The sequence below is a fragment of the Nitrospinota bacterium genome (genome assembly GCA_016208975.1).
Taxonomy (GTDB): domain Bacteria; phylum Nitrospinota_A; class UBA7883; order UBA7883; family JACRLM01; genus JACQXA01.
The window spans coordinates 559,654-579,211 of record JACQXA010000004.1; the positions used below are offsets into that span (position 1 = coordinate 559,654).

The window sequence follows — 19,558 nt, forward strand, 5'->3', positions numbered from 1 at the left end:
AAATAACAGACAGATCCTTCACTTCGCTTGCGCTTCGCCCAGGATGACAATGTTATCAGCGGCTTTTATATTGTCATTCTGGGCGTAAGTGAAGAATCTCCCCTGTACTTCCAAACTGGGACACTACCGTCCAAAAACGTTGTTTTCCAATCCGCCGGAAAACGGGTAGAATGGAAAACCAGAGGGAAATATACAGTCCGGTTTCCAGCCATATTATCTTTACAACCGCCATGTAATGGGTTTTGGCAAACATGACTACAGCAGGGCATGTGGACAAACGCCGTCACAGAAGAAGCGACGAGTTCGCCGGAACGGTAGTAGATGTTATGGTGGAGGACAGGAGCAATTACTCCATAATCCACGGGGCGGTCATCCAGAACCATTCCGAAGGCGGCCTGCAAATGAGCTTTCCGGACAGCCATGCCCTTTGCGTGGGGGATACTGTGGTAGTCTTCGCCTACGTGGGCTCACCGCCGCGAAAAGAGAGGCTGGACGCCCACGTGGTGTGGATGAAAGAGAACGCCGGCAAAACCCAGGCCGGCCTGGAATTGGTAAATCCCCTCATGGGCGTACCCTATTATTTCTAGCCCGCCGGTCTTTTTAGTTAAGCTTAAGCGCCCTTAATTTTATCAAAACCGGAACGCTAAATAATTTCACAGCCCGCCCGGTGACAGGTTATAATAGCCCCCTTGCGGAGAGGTGACCGAGCGGTTGAAGGTGCACGCCTGGAACGCGTGTGTGCTGGAAACGGTACCGTGGGTTCGAATCCCACCCTCTCCGCCAGTTGAACCGCAAATACCCCTCCTTCACCCCTTAATTGCCTGAATAATCGTTCCGATCGGAAGAAAAAGGGATGCAGGTTGCGGGCGGTCGCCCAACCATCCACTTTGCAGGTTGAGCGGCGCAAAACCGAGTTTTTCATAAAAAGCCGCGGCTTCCGGTTTCGCGTCCACCACCACCCCGGCGCAGGCTATTTTTTCATGGAGATCCACGGCGGCCAAAAGCATTGCCCGCAACAACGCGCTACCCACCCCTTGTCTTTGATACCGGAGAGCCACCCCAAGCCTGGCTATCCTGAAGACAGGAATTGGATAGGATGGAAGTTTTTTGCGGATTGCGATGGCAATCTTATCGGTGGTCAGCTCACCCACCGAAACGGTAACGAAACCGAGAATCACACCATCGCGGGTGGCTATATAGGTTGAACCCAGGTAGTGCCGCCACTGGTTCTGCCCGGCGTATTTCCTGAAAAACCGGTCAAGGTCTCCATCACCACAGGAAAAGCCTGAACGGTCGTCGGAAGGTTCGAGCTTTCGAATCTCCATCCGCCTATTTGCCGCGTATCAGTTCTTTAAGCGCCTTAGGCGGTTTCGGGGCGCCGGACAGGCTGGCCGCCACCTGTTTCATGCTGTCATCGGAAATCACCAGCCGCGAGGGTATCACCAGTTCCTCAGGGATCTCGCGGAGCGCCTGGAGGTGATGCAGCAACGCCTCTTCGATGAAATAGGCCTTCTTTAAACCACGTCCCCGGACGTAGGCTTCCAAGGCGTCGAGCGTGTCATCCGAAATAATCGCCGATATTTGCCGCGAGCCGGACATAATGATCCTCCAATATATTTATCTACATTTTTGTAGATAAATATATTTATTCACAAGACAGGATGCAAAGTCAAACGCATCTGTTCTTCTCGCTATTTTACTAACAGCGATGGAGAAATAATGTCTCCGGCATTCCTGTATCTGATTTGGCAATTTGGAGGAACGTAGAATTCAACACCTCATCCCCCCATTCCCATCAGGGCCATGGACATGCCGCCGAAAATGGCCATCAGGAACCCCCCTATCATGAAAAGGATTATCAGCGCGGGGATGGAGGCCAAGGCCCATTTGATCATGAACACCACCATGGAGCCGAAGCTCATGTTGATGTCGGCCACGTAAACTTTCACGGGCCGGTCATCGTGCCGGGGATTCATCGCGGGCGGGTTCGGGGCTGGCGGCGTGGGTGGAATGTGGCCGAGTTCCCCCAGCCTTTTCCACTCGGCCATCCCCTCGGCCCAAACCATGGTGACAGGCGTTACCGCGCCCGAAACCTTGAGGGCGTTTAATTCCTCTTCGGTTACCGGGCCGGCCTTTTCGCCCTTTTCATTTACGTAATGCCACTGCGCCATTAAAATGCTCCCGTCTTTTTCCTGCCCTTAGCTCCAGATGGCGTAACCGGGCTCTATCCTGTCGAACAGGTCCGGGTGGTTGGGCATGACCCGGATGGAGAACCCGTGACGGCCGCTTTCCGTAAGGGGTATGGAGCCTTTGAACACCCCCTTGTCCCCCTCCTGGGTGGCGAAGGTCATGGGCGCGGGCTTGCCATGGCTTAAATGGTCGCGCGAGTCCAGCGAGCCGAAGTATATCTCCACCTTCAGGCTGTCCGGGGTAAGCCCGCCGAGCCTTACTGTTACGATAACCTCCAGCATCTGGCCCACCCGCAGGTCCTCGGAGTGCATTTGCTTGACATCTTCCACCGCCACGCCGGACCATTTTTCGGCCACCTTCTTCTTCCATGCCGCCAGGTCCTTCAACCGCTTCCTGGTATCCTGCGACAGCGCCTGCGCCCGCATGGCGCATGGCAGGTAGAAGTTGGTGGTGTAGTTCCTCACCATGCGGTTGGTGTTGAAGAACATGTTCAGCTTGGACATGGATGATTTCATGAGTTTTATCCAGCCCCGGGGCATGTCGTCCCGGCCCCGGTCGTAAAACAGGGGAACCACTTCCTTCTCCAGCAGGTCGTAAATTTCCTTGGACTCTATAAGGTCCCACTCGGCCTCGTTGGGATAGTCCCGCGCCTCTTTCCCGCCGCCTATGGCCCAGCCGGTGTCCGTGCCGTAACCCTCGCACCACCAGCCGTCCAGCACCGAAAGGTTCAGCGCGCCGTTGGCCGAGGCTTTCATGCCCGACGTGCCGGAAGCCTCCAGCGGCCTCCTGGGGTTGTTCAGCCACACGTCCACCCCCTGCACCATGTAACGGGCCACGTTGATGTCGTAATTCTCCAGGAAAACTATCCTGTTCCTCAGCTCCTCGTCGCGGATGAGATGGATAATGTCCTTGATCAGGGTTTTACCCTCGTTGTCCCTGGGGTGGGCCTTTCCGGCGATGACAAACTGCACGGGCTTGTCTTTGGCGCACAGGATGGCCTTGAGCCGGTTCAAGTCCTTAAACAACAGCTGGGCGCGTTTGTAAGTGGCGAACCGGCGGGCGAACCCTATGGTGATGGCGTCGGGGCGCAGGGCCTCGTCGGCCATGCGGATTTCCCCCACGGGGGCGCCCCGTTTCACCAACTGCTCCTTCAGCCGCTCCCGGGCGAACCCCACCAGCCGCTCGCGCCGCCGCTCATGGGTGCGCCAAAGCTCGGCGTCGGGTATGTCGTTGAGCCGTTTCCACACAGTGTCGTTGGATGGCTCGTGCACCCAGTGATGCCCCAGGTAGCGGTCGAACAGCCCCCACATGTCGTCGGACAGCCACGAGCGGATGTGCACGCCGTTGGTTATGGATTTTATGGGCACATCGTGCCCGTCCAGCCCTTTGTATATGCCGTGCCACATCTGCCGCGACGTTTCGCTGTGAAGCTCCGAAACGCCGTTGGTGAAGGTGGAAAGCCTGATGGCCAGCACCGTCATGCAGAAAGGCTCCTGATCGTTGGCCTGGTCTTGCCGGCCCAGGCCCAGGAAGGTTTTATGGTCTATCCCCACGGATCGCTCGTACTCGCCGAAATACTCCTGCATCAGCGGCGCGGGGAACATGTCGTTCCCGGCGGGCACCGGCGTGTGGGTGGTGAACACCGATGAGGTTATCACCTCTTCCCGCGCCTCGTCGAAGGTCATTTTCTCCTCCGCCATCAGCAGGCGGATGCGCTCCAAAGCCAGAAAGGCCGAGTGCCCCTCGTTCATGTGGTACACGGCGGGGTTGATCCCGAGGGCCTTGAGGGCCATCACACCGCCCATGCCCAGCATTATCTCCTGCTCTATGCGCACCCTTATGTCGCCGCCGTAAAGCTGGTGGGTTATGGCCCTGTCCGCGTCGCGGTTATCGGGTATGTTGGAGTCCAGCAGGAAAAGCGGCGTCCTGCCCACCTGGGCGCGCCACACGCGGGCGGTAACGGTCCGGCCCGGGTAGGGGATGCGCACCTTCACTTCTTTTCCCTCGGCGTCCCGCTCCGGGAACACCGACATGTTATAAAAATCGTTCTCCGGGTATAGCTCCTGTTGCCAGCCGTCTATGTTCAGATACTGCTGGAAATACCCCTGCTGGTACAACAGCCCCACCCCCACCAGCGGCAGGCCCAGGTCTGAGGCGGATTTTAAATGGTCGCCCGCCAGGATGCCCAGGCCGCCCGAATATATTGGCAGAGACTCGCTGACGCCGAATTCGGCGGAAAAGTAGGCTATCTTTATGTCTCCCACCCGGGGCGCGTGGGTCTTCTGGAACCAGAAGGAGGACTCCATATAATCGGTGAGGGAGTAGATCACCCGGTCCATGTGGGTGGTGAACCCGTCATCCTCGGCCAGCTGGTCCAGCCGCGACTGGCTGATTAGCCCCAAAAGCTTCACCGGATTGTGGTTCGTCTCCACCCACAGGTTCGGGTCCAGCCTGCTCCACAGGTTCACCGCGTCCGGATGCCACGCCCACCAAAGGTTTTTGGCCAACCCCTCCAGCGGGCGCAGGCGCTCCGGGAGGGAGGGATGGATCATGTACTCCTGAATTTTCCGCATGACGCAAAGCTCCGATTAAAAAAGTTATTCCAAGGCGTCTGCCAAACCCTACGCGGGCCTCACCTCAAACTTCTCCTGATGCAGTTTCTCGTCGGGGGTGATAATCACCTCCACGTTCAACGCCTCCTCCAGATGGTCCAGATAGGCGCTTTCCTCCTCGAACATTATGTCCGCGACTCCGGGGTTGACCGAACATATTATCCCCCTTTTGGCCCCCCCGTCCCGGGCCGCCACCCGGCGTATTTCCCTGTAAACTTCATACAGTACCGTAAGGTTGGATTTTACCACTCCCCGCCCCTCGCAGTACGGGCAAGTGGTGGTGAGGGCGCGGGTAAGCGAGTCTCTCACCCTCTTGCGGGTCATCTCCACCAGGCCCATGTCGGAAATCTTCAGGATGTTGGTCCGGCTCCTGTCCGTCTTCAGCGCCTGGGCCAGCGCGCCGAACACCTTCTCCTTGCTTTCCTCTTTTTCCATGTCTATAAAGTCGATTATTATCAGCCCGCCGATGTTCCTCAGCCGGAGCTGGTACACGATTTCCTTCACCGCCTCCAGGTTGGTCTTAAGGATTGTCTCCTCCTGGTCGCTCTTCCCTACGTACTTGCCGGTGTTCACGTCTATGGCGGTGAGCGCCTCGGTCTGGTCTATCACTATGTACCCGCCGGACTTCAGCCAAACCCTTCTGCCCAGCGCCCGCTCGATCTCTATCTCCAGCCCGTAGGCGTCGAATATGGGCTCGGCCCCCTGGTAAAGCTCTATTTTCTCCACTATGTCTGGCACATAGGAGGAGCAGAAGGAAACGGCCCTGTCAAACTCCTCCGGGTCGTCTATTATCATCCTGCTCACGTCGCGGTTGAAAAGGTCGCGGATGGAGCGCTGGATTATGTTGAGGTCCTGGTATATCAGGCTGGGGGCCTGGGCTGTCTCGTATTTTATGGCCACATCGGCCCAAAGCTTGTCCAGAAACTCCGTGTCCCGCAGAAGGTCTATCTCGTCCTTCCCCTCGGCGGCGGTGCGGATTATGTAACCGGCCCCGTCTTTCTTCAACCGGCGCAATATGTCGCGGAGCCTCTTCTTCTCCCCTTCCCCTTCTATCCTGCGGGATACGCCTATCTGCCCCGCGCCTGGCATGTACACCAGGTACCGCCCCGGCATGGCTATATAGCTTGTGATCCTGGCGCCCTTGGTGCCCATGGGGTCTTTGGAGATCTGCACCATGATGTCCTGACCTTCGTAGAGCAGGTCGTCTATTTTCAACTGGTCGCCATTGGCCTGGTACGGGTCCATCTCCACGTCTTCATCGTGGGCGGGGTCTCCCGCGCCGCCGGCCAGATAGCCGGTCATGGGGCTGGCGGAACGGTCCACGTCGGATATGTACAGGAAACCGGCTTTCGGCATGCCTATGTCCACAAAGGCCACCTGCATCCCCGGCAGGACTTTCATCACCTTCCCTTTGTAGATGTTGCCCACGATGCCCTGGTCCGAGGCGCGTTCGATGAAAAGCTCGGAGAGGGCCCGGTTCTCCAGAAGGGCCGCGCGGGTTTCCCTGGAGGTGACATTGCAAATTATCCTGGACACTTAAACCCCACCAACTCCCTTAATGTCAATTTCGTGATTGTAACATACCAAGCCGCCACCGCTCCCGTCCGGCGCCCCGCAAAACTATCTCTTTTAGCTTTGAATAACCAGTTAGAAGTGTTTTAATATGTCAGCGGCAAAGCCTTATGAAACCTCCCTCTTAAAAAAACGGAGCATCCGCGTATGAAAAGCCTGCAGGCTAAGCTATTGGGGATTGTTTCCCTGATGTTGCTCGTCTCTCTCATTCTTGCGTCGTTTCTCATTAAAGGATCCCTGGAAACCCGGACAAGTTCCAGCCGCTATAACATACTCAACAAGATCGCCGGGCATTTGAACGTGGCGGCGGGCTGGCAGGCCATTGAACGGGGCACGGGCAACACCATCATAGGCAGTGAAAGCCCTTCACCGGAGCTTTTGTCGCGGTTCGACGAGGTTGGCGCCAAAGGGGATGAGGAGGCTCAAAAGGCCCACGCTTTGATAAACCAACTGCTGGACATGGGGGAAAACTCGGATTTTAAAACCCAGGCCACAGCTTGGAAATCCAGCTATGAGGGGATGAAATCCCTCCGGTCGCAGGTTAAGGGCAAAAGCATCGCCAGCAAAGACTGGGTGGCCAAAAGCACCGAGAACATAGACGCCGAGTTCCTGCTGAGAAACGTGAGTTTCGCTCCCGATGATCCCCAGGGGAAAGTGCTTTATTACAACAGCGTCCTCCGGGCGGACGTGGCCACGCTGGCCGAGTACGCCGGGCGCGAACGGGCGCAGATCGGCGGAGCCGTGGCCACTGGCGCCCCTATCGCGCCGGAAACGCTGGAGAAGCTTAAAGCTTTCCGCGCCATTGTGGACAACTCCGCTGGAAAGATAGTCGCGCTCAAATCGCTAAAGTCCACGCCCCCCGCCCTGTCGTCGGCCATCTCCGGCTTCGAGACCGAATTTTTAAAGACATACCAGGAATTGAGGCTTTCGGTATATAAGGCCAGCGAGGAGGCCCAGCCATACCCGGTGGACGGGCCCACATGGATAGCCAAATCCACCCAGGCAATAAACTCCGCGCTCAACATCTCCAACGTGGTGGGGGATTTGTCGGACGAATCTGCCCAGGGTCTCCAGGCCGCGGCGCGCAACGAGATAATACTCAACACCACCCTTTTCGGCCTGGCGGTGCTGGTGTTCGTGTTTGTGGCCATTTTCATCCGCCGGGCAGTAGTGAATCCGGTGAACAGGATTATTGATGTCCTCAACGAAGGCACAAGCCAGATAGTGGCGGCTTCCGGCGAGGTGTCGTCCGCCAGCCAAACCCTGGCCGAAGGCGCCACCGAACAGGCCTCTTCCATAGAAGAGACATCCGCGGCGCTGGAGCAGATAACCGGCAGGACACGGCAGAACGCCGACCAGGCATCCAACGCTAGCCGCCTGGCCACGGATACCCGGGAGGAAGCCGAGAAGGGCGCCCATGCCATGGGCGAGATGATAGCCGCCATGAAGGCCATCAACACCTCGTCCCACGAGATAAACAAGATAATAAAGGTGATCGAGGAAATAGCTTTCCAGACGAACCTTCTGGCGCTAAACGCCGCCGTGGAGGCGGCCCGGGCCGGTGAACACGGCAAGGGTTTCGCCGTTGTGGCCGAGGAAGTAAGGAACCTGGCCCAAAGGTCCGCCTCCGCCGCAAAGGACACGGCTTCGCTTATAGCCGACGCGGTGAAAAAGGCCGAGGCTGGCGGCGATATGGCCAACAGGGCTGAGAAGGTTTTGCAGGGCATCGTGGGAAGCGTGAACAACGTGACCGACATCGTGGGGGGTATCGCCGGAGCCTCCAACGAGCAGGCGCAGGGGGTTGGCCAGGTGAACATAGCCGTGGCGGAGATGGATAAAGTCACCCAGCGCAACGCCGCGGCCGCCGAGGAAATAGCCGCCGCCGCCGAGGAGATGAACGCCCAGGCCGAAAGCATGACCGAAGTGGTTAAAGACCTTCTCCACCTGGTTCACGGCTCCGATGTGGAGGCCGCCAGCGCAATGTTGCTGGGAGGCGGGAAATTGTTGCTGGAATGGGATCCGGTGGAGCTTGGCATCAGCGTGCCGGAGATGGACCGCCAACACAAAAAACTGGTGGACATAATAAACAACCTCAACCGCGAGGTGCAATCCGGCTCCCATGGCAACGGGGCCGCCAAGGCGCTGGACGCGCTGATGGAATACGCCGCCACCCACCTTAGGGAAGAGGAAGCGTTCCAGAGGAAGATAAAATATCCAGATTACGAGACCCACAAGAAACTTCACGACAGCCTGCGCTCCAAACTTACCGGCCTGAAGGAACGGTACGAACGGGGCGACAAGGACGTTGTCGTGGAGCTAATGATGTTCCTGAAAGACTGGCTGGTAAACCACATCAAGAAGGTGGACAGGAAATACGGGGAGCACTTCACCCACACGAGAGGGTTGAGATAACCTTGATGTAGGGGCGGCGCGCCCGGGGTTCCCTCGGGAGGTTCCGCCTCGCCACTAAAGAAAACACCCGCTCAACCCATCGCCCACGTTGTCGCCATTTGCTCGTTTCCCCGTAGCCGCTTTTCGATCGCTTCCCCGTGGTCACCATTTAATCGCTTCCCCGTGGCCGCCTGACCACGGATTTCCCCTCTTTTGCTTCCCCATGGTCGCCCGACCACGGGGAAGCGCAACATTTTATTGCGGCTCGTTCCATGTCACCCTTCGATAAACTTGCGGTACGCCAAGTGTCATCCCGGCCAAGCGACAGCGCGAGCCGGGATCAGGGCCTAAAAGAAGGAGCCCCGACGCCGGGTCAAGCCCGGCATGACAATATCCCCCACCATCTTCCGCTGTGCAAAGAATCCCGGTTCCATTTTCAATTGAAGCCCTGTCGAAAATTTCAAACTGAGGAGTTACCTAAAAATCCGGTAGTGTCTCAGTTTGAAAGTACAGGGGAGATTCTTCGCTTACGCCCGGAATGACAATATAAAAGCCGTTGCTAACATTGTCATCCTGAGCGAAGCGCAAGCGAAGTGAAGGATCTGTCTATTATTTGATATTCAAACTGGGACACCACCAAAAACCCCCTTGCTTTTCGCTTTTTATTTGCTATCATGACTATAGCGAACATTATACGAACATATAATGACGAGGCGGTAATGATGGAACTTTTAAGCGAAACGGGCCCGGATGGGGAGTTGGGGGAAAAAATCATCCTGCATGTGGACATGGACGCGTTCTTTGTGTCCGTGGAAGAAGTTTTGAACCCCAAACTAAAGGGAAAACAGGTAATTGTGGGGGGCGACCCGAACGGGCGCGGGGTGGTTTCCTCCGCCTCTTACGAGGCCAGAAAAATGGGCGTAACCTCCGCCATGCCCATGAAAACCGCCAAGCGCCTGTGCCCCCGGGGAATATTTTTGAAAGGCTCCCACTATGTTTATGGGGATTTTTCCCGCAGGATAATGGAAATTCTCCGGCGGTTCACCCCGGCGCTGGAACAAGTGAGTGTGGACGAGGCTTACTTGGACCTTACCGGGTGCCAACGGGTACACAAGGCCGGGCCGGTGGCCATAGCCCAGAGGATCCACGACGCCGTGCGCGATGAGGTGGGTGTGCCCTGCTCCATCGGCATAGCTTCTAACAAGGTTACCGCCAAAATCGCCTCCACCCTGTCCAAACCCCATGGGTTGATCTATATAAAACCGGGCTACGAGGGGGCTTTCCTGGCGCCGTTGCCCATAGGCAAAATGCCCGGGGTGGGGCCCGCCACGGAAACCGGATTCGTGAAAATGGGCATCCGCACCATTGGCGACCTGGCCCGGTTCCCCCAGGAGGCGCTTTCTAAAGTTTTCGGCGTCCGCGCCACGGAGCTTTCGGACCGGGCCGGTGGAAAGGGGGGAAGCGAAGTGGATCCGGAAGGTGACGACGCCAAATCCATCGGGCGGGAGCTTACATATTCCACCGACACTGACGACCCGGAGCTTTTGCTGGCCACCCTCTCCTATCTTTCCGAAAGCGTGGGCACGCGCCTGCGGCGGGCCGGGTGTGTGTTCCGCCGGGTGACAGTGAAACTGCGGTACGCCGATTTCAACACATACACCCGTTCCAGGACGCTGGAAGAGCCTTCCGGCGACACCCGGGCCATATACAAATCCGCCTCGGACCTTTTAAGCCTCCTGCATCATCGGGGCAGGGGCGGCGTGCGGCTGGTGGGTGTATCCGTTTCCATGCTGGCCGAACCGCCGCGCCAGGCCGGGCTGTTCGAAAACAGGAGCGCCAAAAAGGTGGAACGGCTGAATTTCTCCGTGGACAGGGCGCGGGAGATGTTCGGATTCGAGTCGGCCATGACGGCCCGTTCATACATCCACGCGTCCCTGCGCGCGTCATCTAAAGACGGGGTAGCGGCAGTAGCTGTGAACCGCGGTGCGCGGGCGGCGTAACAAATTATGCGAATAATGTGGTAATTTTACAACGCCAGTAGGATAATTTTAGAAGTAGTTATTATTGTTTTCCTGAAAGGAGAGGGGACATGAAAGGCAAGAAGAAGATCGTAACCAAGAAACTTCTCCGGGGCTTTCTCCCAGAACCGATGGGTTGTTGCGGTGGAGCGCAAGCCAGATTCGTATAACGCGGTTTGGCCAGATAACCGCCGGTTCGGCGTCTGGTGAACCCAACTCGGGCCGCTTGGCTTATAATCATCAGGCGGCCATTTTATTACCTTCCTTATTGACTCTCCCCGCGTATGGATGAACAATAGCCCCATAGAGTTTTTCGGCGCGCCAGCGTAAACATAAATTAAGGAGAGCCGGACCCATGAGCAATACTTTCGACCTCCAGCGGTACCTGAAAGAGGGGTGGGAATTATTCAACGCCAACATGGCCAACCTGGTGGTTGCCACCCTGGTATTCCTGGCGGTAAATTTCGCGGCCAGTTTCATACCACTAGGGCTGGGATCCATACTGGTGTCCGGCCCCATCACGGGCGGCATGTACTTTCTGCTATTAGACCTTATGAAAGGTGAGCCGTTCAACGTGATGCGGATATTCGACGGGTTCAAGAAGTTCGTTCCATTAGTGCTTGTGGGGCTTCTTACCTCCATATTCATAGCGGCTGGAATGATTTTCCTTATCCTTCCTGGCCTGTTGGTGGCCGGGTGGTACCTGTTCCCCTATCTTTTCGTGGTGGACGAGGATATGGATTTCTGGCCCGCCATGGAAGCCTCGCGGGAGATAGGCTTTCAAAACCATCTCAACGTGTTTTTAATGATAATCGTCTTGATAATGATCAACATCGCGGGCGCGCTGGCTCTGCTTGTGGGGCTTCTCGTAAGCATCCCGCTATCGTTCTGCGTGATACTCAAGGCTTATCAGGACATTCACGGCATTAAAGGGCTTGCCGTCCCGGCCACCAGCTCCGGAGCCATGGGTTTCACTCCGCCCCCGCCGCCTCCTCCGCCGCCGCCCTCTACCCCTGAATAAGGGGGCAAGGGGGGCTAACGCACGTTGTTGAAGGTGGGCTGGTATATGAACGTGCCCACAATGTGCAGGCGCTTTTTGTTCAGGGTTTTGGGAAACGGGTTGTAAGGGCCGGCCACTTTCACCGCAAGCTGGGCCTCGTCGTCCAAAATCTTGTGTCCGCTGGTGCGCATCAGCCTCACGTCTTCCAGCTCCCCGGCGCTGTTGAGCGTGAACTTCACCACCGCCGCCCCTGACATTCCGTGGATGATAGCCTCCTCGGGGTACGCCCACACAAGCTCCACCGCTTTCTTGATGGAGGTGAAGTAATCAATATACTTGAACGATGAGGTGTTCAGCGAGACTATGGCCTCGTCCCCCATCTCAATCACATCGCCCGTGGACGAGGAGGCGAACTTTGCCGCCTCGGCGCCCTTGAATCCTTTCACTCCCGACAGGCGCGTGGCGTCGGCCGAAGGCGTGGGCTGGTCGGTCATTTTGGCGCTCAGCTGGCGTCTCTGCTCTTCTCTGGGTTGCGCGTCTTTTTCAAACCTGCGGGCCTTGTCGGTCTCCAGGGCTTTCCTTATGGCTTCCTCGGAGAAGAGGTTGACGTCTTTAACGCTGTCCTTGCGCCCGAAATCCAGCCTGGGTTTTGTTATGGCCGCCACCTGTGTCTTGGGTTTTTCCTTGCGCGTTTCGGTCAGGTCCTGTTTTGCCCTGGTAAGCGACGGGGCGGGAATCTCTTTTTCCTCCCGGGGGATGGCTGTCTTCCGGGCCTTAAGTTTGTCCCCCTTCTCGGGTGAGTGGGCCTTGCTGTCGTATTTGGAGAGTATGTCGGCCTTCGCCGGTTTGTCCACCTTTGGCGGCATGGGCAGGTCTTCAATGCGCCCCTCTGGCATGTCCTCCTGCTTTGGGATGTCCATATACGCCAGATTCACCTTGATGGGGACCGCCGCGTTTTTCCCCGGCACGGCCACCAGCAACGTGGACAACGCCAACAGGGAAAGATGGAGAAGTGCAGAAACGCCCATGAACTTGTACAGGGGCTGTTTTGCGTAATGGGGGCCCAAAACCGGCTTCGGATTTCCGGACGGCTGGCTCATCGGCCCGCCTTAAGGGTTTCGGCTATGGTGGAGAACAGGCGGGCCACTTTGGCCTCGGATTTTTTCCCTTTCTCCTCCTCCACTCCACTGGCCAGGTCTATACCGCTAATGCCCGGCACTTTTACAGCCTCGGCCACGTTATCCGGGTTTATGCCCCCCGCCAGAAAAACCGGCAGGGGCGAGACGGCCACTATCCGCGCCGCCAGGCCCCAGTCGCTTTTTTTGCCCGTGCCGCCAAACATCCCGGCTGAGGATGTGTCCAGAATAAAACCGTCTATCCCGGCCTTGGCGTACTCCTCCATCCGCGATTGGATAGAGGCCACATCCACATCCCCCTCGCCCGATGGCGGCAGATGGATGGATTTGTACACAGCCCTGCCAGCGCTGGCCCGGGCCAACCCGGCGGTTTCAGGCGTCTCATGCCCGGTCAGCTGAAGGGCCAGGGGATTGAGTTTTTCCACTGCGGACAGGTAAGCTTCGTCCACTTGGCGGTTAAATGTGAGCATGAAGGTTTTCGGGCGGAACTTCTCGAATATCCCCTTGGCCTGGTCAACGGTGAGCGACCGGGGGGTCCATGGCACATCCACCACCACGCCAAGATAGTCCGCCCCGTGGGCCAGGCTCATGGCGCAATCCTCCACGGAGGTTTGCCCGCAGATTTTAACTTTCATGGCGTCCTTGCGGAGAAATGGCGGGACTCGTTAAAACTGCTGGATCAGGGTTTGCACCTGTTTGGAGCGGTAGATGTTCACGCTCCCCGCCGATACCATCTCCCCCGAGGCGGAGTGGATTATCTTCACGGTCAGGTCCACGTCCGACCCTTTTTGCAGATCCGCCACCATGCCGGTGGCTATAGCGTCCACGTCCAGTTCCGTTCCAAGCTTTTCGGCCTGCTCCCGGGTAAGCTCCGTAACGCTTGTGATCTTGAGTTTGGCCAGCGCCTCTCTCACCTGCCCCTGCGGGGTAACCTTGAACGACTGTTTAGCCAGCGCCCGCTCGGAGAATTTGCCGGTAAGATATCTACCCAGTTCGGAAACCTGCCCGTTGGGGTTGATGAAATCCAGCGCCGCCACCCGGCGGAACGTTTTTGTCTGGCTGGCCCTTATCCTGTCCAGCAGAAGGTCGGTCTGCTTATTAAAATATACGGAATCCGTCACGGGCGGCGGAGCTTCGGCAAGCCCAAGGGAGACCATCGCCGGGTTCACGGCCGCGCAACCTGCCATGCCGGTTATAAGGAATATGGATGCTGAGAAAACAAGGATTTTTCGCATGGGGATATTTTTAACATATTTACGCCCATAGCGACAGGGGGAAGCATAATTGCCCCAAGCATGCGGCTCGCCGTCCAGCCTGGTTTCCACCTTTACCCTTTCAACATCGGGAAGCCCATCTGCTCCCGCAGGGCCAGGTAGCTCTCCGCCGTCTTTCGCGCGATGGCGCGCACCCTGGCTATATAACGGGTGCGCTCGGCCACGGAAAGGGCGCCCCGGGCGTCCAGCATGTTAAACGCGTGACTGCATTTCAGGCAGAAATCGTACGATGGCAGGACAAGCCCCGCCTCGATAAGCCTCAAGGCCTCCCGCTCATACTCGTCGAACCATTTCAAATGCAAGTCCACATCGGCGTGGTTAAAGTTATAGTCCGAAAACTGAACCTCATCCCGGTGATGCACGTCACCGTAACTCACCCTATCGTTCCATTTCAGGTCGTACACATTGTCGCACCCCTGAAGATACATGGTGATGCGCTCCAGCCCATAGGTAAGCTCCGCCGTGACAGGCTTTAAGTCTATGCCGCCCACCTGCTGGAAATAGGTGTACTGGGTTATCTCCATACCGTCCAGCCACACCTCCCATCCCAAACCCCAGGCGCCAAGGGTGGGGGACTCCCAATCGTCTTCCACGAAACGGATGTCGTGCTCTTCCGGCTTTAAACCCAGGGCGCGGAGCGAGTCCAGATAAAGCTCCTGGGTGTTCTCCGGGTTGGGCTTCATCACCACCTGGAACTGGTAATAGTGCTGGAGCCGGTTGGGATTCTCGCCATAGCGGCCATCGGTGGGGCGGCGGGATGGCTCCACATATGCCGCGTTCCATGGCTCCGGCCCCAACGCGCGCAAAAATGTGTGCCGGTTGAACGTGCCCGCGCCCACTTCAATGTCGGTGGGCTGGAGTATCAAAAGGCCCCGTTCGGACCAGAAATTCTGAAGACGCAGGATAACATCCTGAAAATACATCTTTATGAAACCCTATTAATTGGAAAAAGGATACTGAAGGATAACGCGCTTTCAGCGGTTTTTGCAACACGGGGCGCGGGGTTTTATTTTACCCTGCTGGCTTGGGTTCCGGCTCTTTGTCGAAAATGGCCAGCTGGGCTTCGATGGCCGGGGTTGTAACAGGGTAATCGCCGCTGAAACATGCCTTGCAGAAATCGCCCTCCCTGCCCGGCACGGCCGTCAGCATACCCTCCATGGAAAGGTAGGCCAAAGAGTCCACCCCCAAAAACCGCGCGATGTCCTCCACGGAATAATTGGCGGCGATAAGGTCGGACCTGGCGGGGGTGTCTATCCCGTAAAAGCATGAGTAGGTGGTGGGCGGCGAGGAGATTCGCATGTGCACCTCCAGCGCCCCAGCGTCCCGCACCATTTTTACAAGCTTCCTGGAGGTGGTGCCGCGCACTATGGAGTCGTCCACCAGAATTACCCGTTTGCCCCGGATTATCTCCCGCACCGGGTTCAGCTTAACCTTCACCCCGAAATGCCTGATGGACTGGGTGGGTTCGATAAACGTCCTTCCCACATAGTGGTTCCGTATAATGGCTTTTTCGAAAGGGATACCGGACCGCTCGGCGTATCCCAGCGCCGCCACGATGCCCGAATCCGGCACAGGCACCACCATATCGGCGTCCACAGGTTTTTCCATGGCGAGGCTCCGGCCGAACTGTTTGCGCACAAGATGCACGTTGGCCCCGAACACCAGCGAGTCTGGCCGGGCGAAATAAATGAACTCGAAAATGCAGTGGTTGCGTGGCTCCTTGGGGAAGGGGAAATGGCTGAACATGCCCTCATCGTTCACCACCACCACCTCGCCCGGCTCCAGTTCCCGCACGAAAGTGGCGTCTATCAGGTCGAAAGCGCAGGTTTCAGATGCGAAAACGTAAGATTTGCCCAGCCTGCCTATACACATGGGACGGAACCCGTGAGGGTCCCTGGCCACGATAAGCTCGTTGGCGGCCAGTATGGCTATGGAGTAGGCGCCGCGTAGCTGGGAGAGCGCCTCCACCACCTGGTCGTAAAGCCTGGGCCTCCTGCTTTTGGCGATAAGGTGGATGACCACCTCCGAATCCATGGTGGAGCGGAAAATTGAGCCTTCTTTCTCCAGCCTGTCGCGGACGGATTGGGCGTTCACCAGGTTTCCGTTGTGGGCCAGCGCCAGCGGGCCGGAGTGGTACATTATGGAGATGGGCTGGGCGTTTTTTATTTCAGACTCGCCCTGGGTGGAGTAGCGGTTGTGCCCGATGGCGGCAAACCCTTCCAGGGTTTGGATGTTTTGCTCGTTGAACACGTCGGACACCAGCCCCATGCCAACCTCGGCGAAGTGGCGTTTTCCGTCTGTGGACACTATTCCCGAAGACTCCTGCCCCCGGTGCTGGAGGGAGTAAAGGCCCAGATAGGCCATGTTGGCGGCCTCATGATGGCCCCAGATGGCCATCACCGCGCATTCTTCGTTAAACTTGTCCACCATTATAGATACGACTAAAACAGGCGTTGAAGCTCAAAAAAACCATTATACATTAATGAGGCGCGGTTTTGCGGGGCCCTTTTTAACAATCCATGGTTTCCGGGCCGGGTCAAAGCGTCAGGAATACCTTGTTGTGGCCTCGGGCCGGGTTGACGGCGTTAGTGGGCCTCGTCCCAGTTCTTGCCGGATTTTACTTCCACCACCAGCGGCACATTAAGCTTGTAAGCGCCCTCCATCTCTTCCCGGACCATGGCCGCAAGCTTACCCGCCTCCTCCTCCGGAGCCTCGAAAACAAGCTCATCGTGCACCTGGAGGATCATTTTGGCGCGCCAACTCTCCCTCGCCAGCCTGCGATGGATGGACACCATGGCTATTTTTATAAGGTCAGCGGCGCTCCCCTGCATGGGGGTGTTCACGGCGTTTCGTTCGGCCATCTGGCGCGCTATCTGGTTTTTGGCGGTAATGTCCGGCAGTGGCCTGCGGCGGGACAGGATGGTGGAAACCCAACCCGCCCGCCGGGCTTCGGCTATTACGGTTTCTATATATTTGCGGATGGCCGGGTGGCGCTTGAAATAACCGTCTATATACCTTTGCGCCTCGGCCCGGGGAATTTTCAGTTCCCGGGCCAAGCCAAATGCAGTTTGGCCGTAGATGACCCCGAAATTAACCGTCTTGGCAATCCGCCGCATGTCGGAGGTTACAAAAGCGGGGCTCACGTTGAAAATCTCAGCGGCGGTTTTGGCGTGGATGTCCTCCCCGCGCGAAAACGCCTCCAGGTAAACCGGCTCGCCGGAAAAATGGGCCAGCAGGCGCAGTTCTATCTGCGAGTAATCCGCCGAGACAACCACATGCCCAGGCGGAGCGATGAAAGCTTGCCGGATCTTCCTGCCAAGTTCCGTGCGGACGGGTATGTTTTGAAGGTTCGGATCCGACGAGGAGAGCCGCCCCGTGGCGGCCACCGTCTGGTTAAAAGATGTGTGTATCCTCCCCGTGCGGGGGTTTATCATCCGGGGAAGGGCGTCCACATACGTTCCCTTGAGCTTCATAAGCTGACGGTACTCCACCACCAATTGGGGCAATGGATGAAGCGCCGAAAGCTCCTCCAACTGGTCTTGGCTGGTGGAGAAGCCTGTTTTCGTCTTCCGGCCGCCAGGCAGTTTCAGCTTGCCGAAAAGTATCTCGCCCAGCTGTTTAGGGGAGTTGATGTTAAACTCCTCCCCGGCGGCTTTTAAGATCGTCTCCTCCAGGTAGCGGATATCGTCGCCCATCTGGATGGAAAGCTCACCCAAAAGCTCCCTGTCCACCAGCATGCCGTTCATCTCCATGGCGACAAGGGTTTCAATTAAAGGTGTCTCCACCTCGTCCATGAGCTTTATGAATCCACCCTGCTCCAACTGGGGCCTCAAGAGGTCGTATAACCGCAGGGTCATGTCCGCGTCTTCGGCGGAATAGTTTGCGGCGACGTCCACCGGAACCATGTCGAACGTTATCTGCCTGGCGCCGGAGCTGCAAACTTCGGAGTACTCCACCATTTTTTCGCCCAACCGGCTCATGGCCACTTTAGACAGGCTGTGGCCGGTGGTGGGGTCCAGCAGATAATCGGCCACCATGGTGTCCATGCCTATGGGAGAGACGTTTATCCCTTCCCCCGCGAGGACTATCATGTCGTACTTTATGTTGTGCCCCACCTTGGGTTTGGCCGTATCCTCCAATAACGGTTTTAGCCGCGCCAGCGCCTTTTCCACCGGTATTTGCGCAGGGGCTCCCGCATAGCTATGCCGCAGGGGGAGATAATATGCGTCCCCCTCTCCCACGGCGAAACTTATACCCACAAGGGTGGCGGCGGTGGGGCTTTGCGAAGTGGTCTCGGTGTCCACCGCTAACAACCTGGCGGCGGAAAGGGCGGAAATAAGGGATTCGTACTCATCACCGGTCAACACAAGCTTATAACGGCGCTCCACGGTTTTGGCGGGGGCTGGCGCCAGCTCTTTCAAAAGCGAGTCGAACTCCATCTCCGCGTATAGCGACCTCAGCGCCGAAACGTCCGGTTCGCCGAACCGCCAACTCTCCGGGTCGAATTCCACCGGGGCTTCGGTGGATATGGTGGCCAGCCTTTTGGAAAGCCGCGCCTGTTCGGCGAACTGAATCAGGTTTTCTGAGAGTTTCTTTTTGTCTATCCGGCCAGCGGCGGCCAGAACCCCTTCAATGTCGCCATACTCCCGGATGAGCAGGGAAGCGGTTTTCTCCCCCACCCCCGGCACCCCGGGAATGTTGTCCGAAGAATCCCCCATCAAGCCCAGCACGTCGGTAATTTTATCCGGCGGCGCCCCAAACCGCTCCTGCGCCTCGGCCTCGCCCAGGGTTTTGTCTTTCATCGGATCATACACTTTTACCCCGGGCCCTATAAGCTGGAGCATGTCCTTGTCCGACGAAACGATCATGGTGTCGAACCCCTTTTGCGCTCCTTGGAATGCTACTGTGCCGATAATGTCATCAGCTTCCCACCCGGGCAGACGCACTATTGGGATGCGGAAAGCATTTATGAGCTGGTCTATATACGGCAACTGTTCGGCCAGTTCTTCGGGCATCTGGGGCCTGTGGGCCTTGTACTCCCCGTACATGTCGTGCCGGAACGTTTTTTCCCGGCTGTCCATGGCGATGACCATGTATTGGGGGTCCATTTCCCTGGCGATCTTTTTTAGCATCAGCGCAAAACCGTAAACGGCGTTGGTGGGAAGGCCTTTTTTGTTGGAAAGCCTCTGCCGGATGGCGAAAAAGGCCCGGAAATAATATCCGGCGCCATCTATAACGCATATAACAGGTTTGCCGCTCATGGGGGTTACTTTACCAGAGGCTCCGAAAGTTTGGCTATCCCCACCGGCGCTGTTATACTAAAATCTAAAAATTAGCGCCATGCTGGCGGGGGTTCGGGATAAAA

General features: G+C 57.2%; 15 protein-coding genes and 1 tRNA gene. 5 read left to right on the forward strand and 11 right to left on the reverse strand.

Annotated elements, in window-relative coordinates:
- The first annotated feature begins 251 nt into the window (after positions 1-251).
- Together HY751_06280 and HY751_06285 are read left to right on the forward strand one after the other, a co-directional pair.
- Positions 252-587, forward strand: coding sequence for a PilZ domain-containing protein (locus HY751_06280; GenBank protein ID MBI4665997.1), 336 nt, complete (start codon positions 252-254; stop codon positions 585-587).
- Between the two features lie 106 nt (positions 588-693).
- Positions 694-783 (forward strand) — tRNA-Ser (locus tag HY751_06285).
- Between the two features lie 23 nt (positions 784-806).
- Here HY751_06285 and HY751_06290 read toward each other — a convergent pair.
- The 5 genes from HY751_06290 to HY751_06310 form a co-directional block, all read right to left on the reverse strand.
- Positions 807-1,325 carry a GNAT family N-acetyltransferase gene (locus HY751_06290; protein ID MBI4665998.1) on the reverse strand — a complete coding sequence of 173 codons (519 nt, stop codon included), beginning with the start codon at positions 1,323-1,325 and terminating at the stop codon, positions 807-809.
- A gap of 4 nt (positions 1,326-1,329) precedes the next feature.
- Positions 1,330-1,599, reverse strand: a complete 270-nt coding sequence (locus HY751_06295; GenBank protein MBI4665999.1) for a hypothetical protein — start codon at positions 1,597-1,599, stop codon at positions 1,330-1,332.
- Between the two features lie 179 nt (positions 1,600-1,778).
- Positions 1,779-2,171, reverse strand: coding sequence for a DUF4339 domain-containing protein (locus HY751_06300; GenBank protein MBI4666000.1), 393 nt, complete (start codon positions 2,169-2,171; stop codon positions 1,779-1,781).
- 27 nt (positions 2,172-2,198) lie between these two features.
- Positions 2,199-4,763, reverse strand: coding sequence for an alpha-glucan family phosphorylase (gene glgP / locus HY751_06305; protein ID MBI4666001.1), 2,565 nt, complete (start codon positions 4,761-4,763; stop codon positions 2,199-2,201).
- A 48-nt stretch (positions 4,764-4,811) separates the two neighbouring features.
- A complete protein-coding gene (locus HY751_06310; protein MBI4666002.1) occupies positions 4,812-6,338 on the reverse strand; it encodes an Rne/Rng family ribonuclease in 1,527 nt (508 codons plus the stop codon).
- 183 nt (positions 6,339-6,521) lie between these two features.
- On the opposite strand from HY751_06310, the gene HY751_06315 reads away from it, so the two are divergent.
- The 3 genes from HY751_06315 (at position 6,522) to HY751_06325 (ending at position 11,804) form a co-directional block, all read left to right on the forward strand.
- Entirely contained in the window at positions 6,522-8,786 is a 2,265-nt protein-coding gene (locus HY751_06315; GenBank protein ID MBI4666003.1) for a bacteriohemerythrin, read from the forward strand.
- Between the two features lie 698 nt (positions 8,787-9,484).
- On the forward strand, positions 9,485-10,765 hold the full coding sequence (gene dinB / locus HY751_06320; protein MBI4666004.1) for a DNA polymerase IV: 1,281 nt from the start codon (positions 9,485-9,487) through the stop codon (positions 10,763-10,765).
- Between the two features lie 373 nt (positions 10,766-11,138).
- Positions 11,139-11,804, forward strand: a complete 666-nt coding sequence (locus tag HY751_06325) for a hypothetical protein (GenBank protein ID MBI4666005.1) — start codon at positions 11,139-11,141, stop codon at positions 11,802-11,804.
- A 14-nt stretch (positions 11,805-11,818) separates the two neighbouring features.
- Here HY751_06325 and HY751_06330 read toward each other — a convergent pair whose 3' ends face one another.
- The 6 genes from HY751_06330 to polA all read right to left on the reverse strand — a co-directional run bounded on the left by HY751_06330 (position 11,819) and on the right by polA (position 19,454).
- Entirely contained in the window at positions 11,819-12,883 is a 1,065-nt protein-coding gene (locus HY751_06330) for an energy transducer TonB (protein MBI4666006.1), read from the reverse strand.
- Positions 12,880-13,554, reverse strand: coding sequence for a phosphoribosylanthranilate isomerase (locus HY751_06335; protein ID MBI4666007.1), 675 nt, complete (start codon positions 13,552-13,554; stop codon positions 12,880-12,882). Before HY751_06335 ends, HY751_06330 begins: the two co-directional genes overlap by 4 nt.
- 30 nt (positions 13,555-13,584) lie before the next feature.
- Complete coding sequence (locus HY751_06340) at positions 13,585-14,154, reverse strand: hypothetical protein (GenBank protein MBI4666008.1); 570 nt, start codon at positions 14,152-14,154, stop codon at positions 13,585-13,587.
- 92 nt (positions 14,155-14,246) lie between these two features.
- The gene (gene glyQ, locus HY751_06345; protein ID MBI4666009.1) at positions 14,247-15,116 is read right to left on the reverse strand and encodes a glycine--tRNA ligase subunit alpha; all 870 of its coding nucleotides are present in this window, start codon (positions 15,114-15,116) and stop codon (positions 14,247-14,249) included.
- An 88-nt stretch (positions 15,117-15,204) separates the two neighbouring features.
- Positions 15,205-16,623, reverse strand: coding sequence for an amidophosphoribosyltransferase (locus HY751_06350; protein MBI4666010.1), 1,419 nt, complete (start codon positions 16,621-16,623; stop codon positions 15,205-15,207).
- A gap of 155 nt (positions 16,624-16,778) precedes the next feature.
- Positions 16,779-19,454 carry a DNA polymerase I gene (polA, locus tag HY751_06355; protein ID MBI4666011.1) on the reverse strand — a complete coding sequence of 892 codons (2,676 nt, stop codon included), beginning with the start codon at positions 19,452-19,454 and terminating at the stop codon, positions 16,779-16,781.
- Positions 19,455-19,558 lie beyond the last annotated feature (104 nt).

Coding starts and splice junctions, on each gene's coding strand:
- HY751_06280 (MBI4665997.1), top strand. CDS start 252: ATGACTACAGCAGGGCATGTGGACAAACGCCGTCACAGAAGAAGCGAC.
- HY751_06290 (MBI4665998.1), bottom strand. CDS start 1,325: ATGGAGATTCGAAAGCTCGAACCTTCCGACGACCGTTCAGGCTTTTCC.
- HY751_06295 (MBI4665999.1), bottom strand. CDS start 1,599: ATGTCCGGCTCGCGGCAAATATCGGCGATTATTTCGGATGACACGCTC.
- HY751_06300 (MBI4666000.1), bottom strand. CDS start 2,171: ATGGCGCAGTGGCATTACGTAAATGAAAAGGGCGAAAAGGCCGGCCCG.
- glgP (MBI4666001.1), bottom strand. CDS start 4,763: ATGCGGAAAATTCAGGAGTACATGATCCATCCCTCCCTCCCGGAGCGC.
- HY751_06315 (MBI4666003.1), top strand. CDS start 6,522: ATGAAAAGCCTGCAGGCTAAGCTATTGGGGATTGTTTCCCTGATGTTG.
- dinB (MBI4666004.1), top strand. CDS start 9,485: ATGATGGAACTTTTAAGCGAAACGGGCCCGGATGGGGAGTTGGGGGAA.
- HY751_06325 (MBI4666005.1), top strand. CDS start 11,139: ATGAGCAATACTTTCGACCTCCAGCGGTACCTGAAAGAGGGGTGGGAA.
- HY751_06330 (MBI4666006.1), bottom strand. CDS start 12,883: ATGAGCCAGCCGTCCGGAAATCCGAAGCCGGTTTTGGGCCCCCATTAC.
- HY751_06335 (MBI4666007.1), bottom strand. CDS start 13,554: ATGAAAGTTAAAATCTGCGGGCAAACCTCCGTGGAGGATTGCGCCATG.
- HY751_06340 (MBI4666008.1), bottom strand. CDS start 14,154: ATGCGAAAAATCCTTGTTTTCTCAGCATCCATATTCCTTATAACCGGC.
- glyQ (MBI4666009.1), bottom strand. CDS start 15,116: ATGTATTTTCAGGATGTTATCCTGCGTCTTCAGAATTTCTGGTCCGAA.
- HY751_06350 (MBI4666010.1), bottom strand. CDS start 16,623: ATGGTGGACAAGTTTAACGAAGAATGCGCGGTGATGGCCATCTGGGGC.
- polA (MBI4666011.1), bottom strand. CDS start 19,454: ATGAGCGGCAAACCTGTTATATGCGTTATAGATGGCGCCGGATATTAT.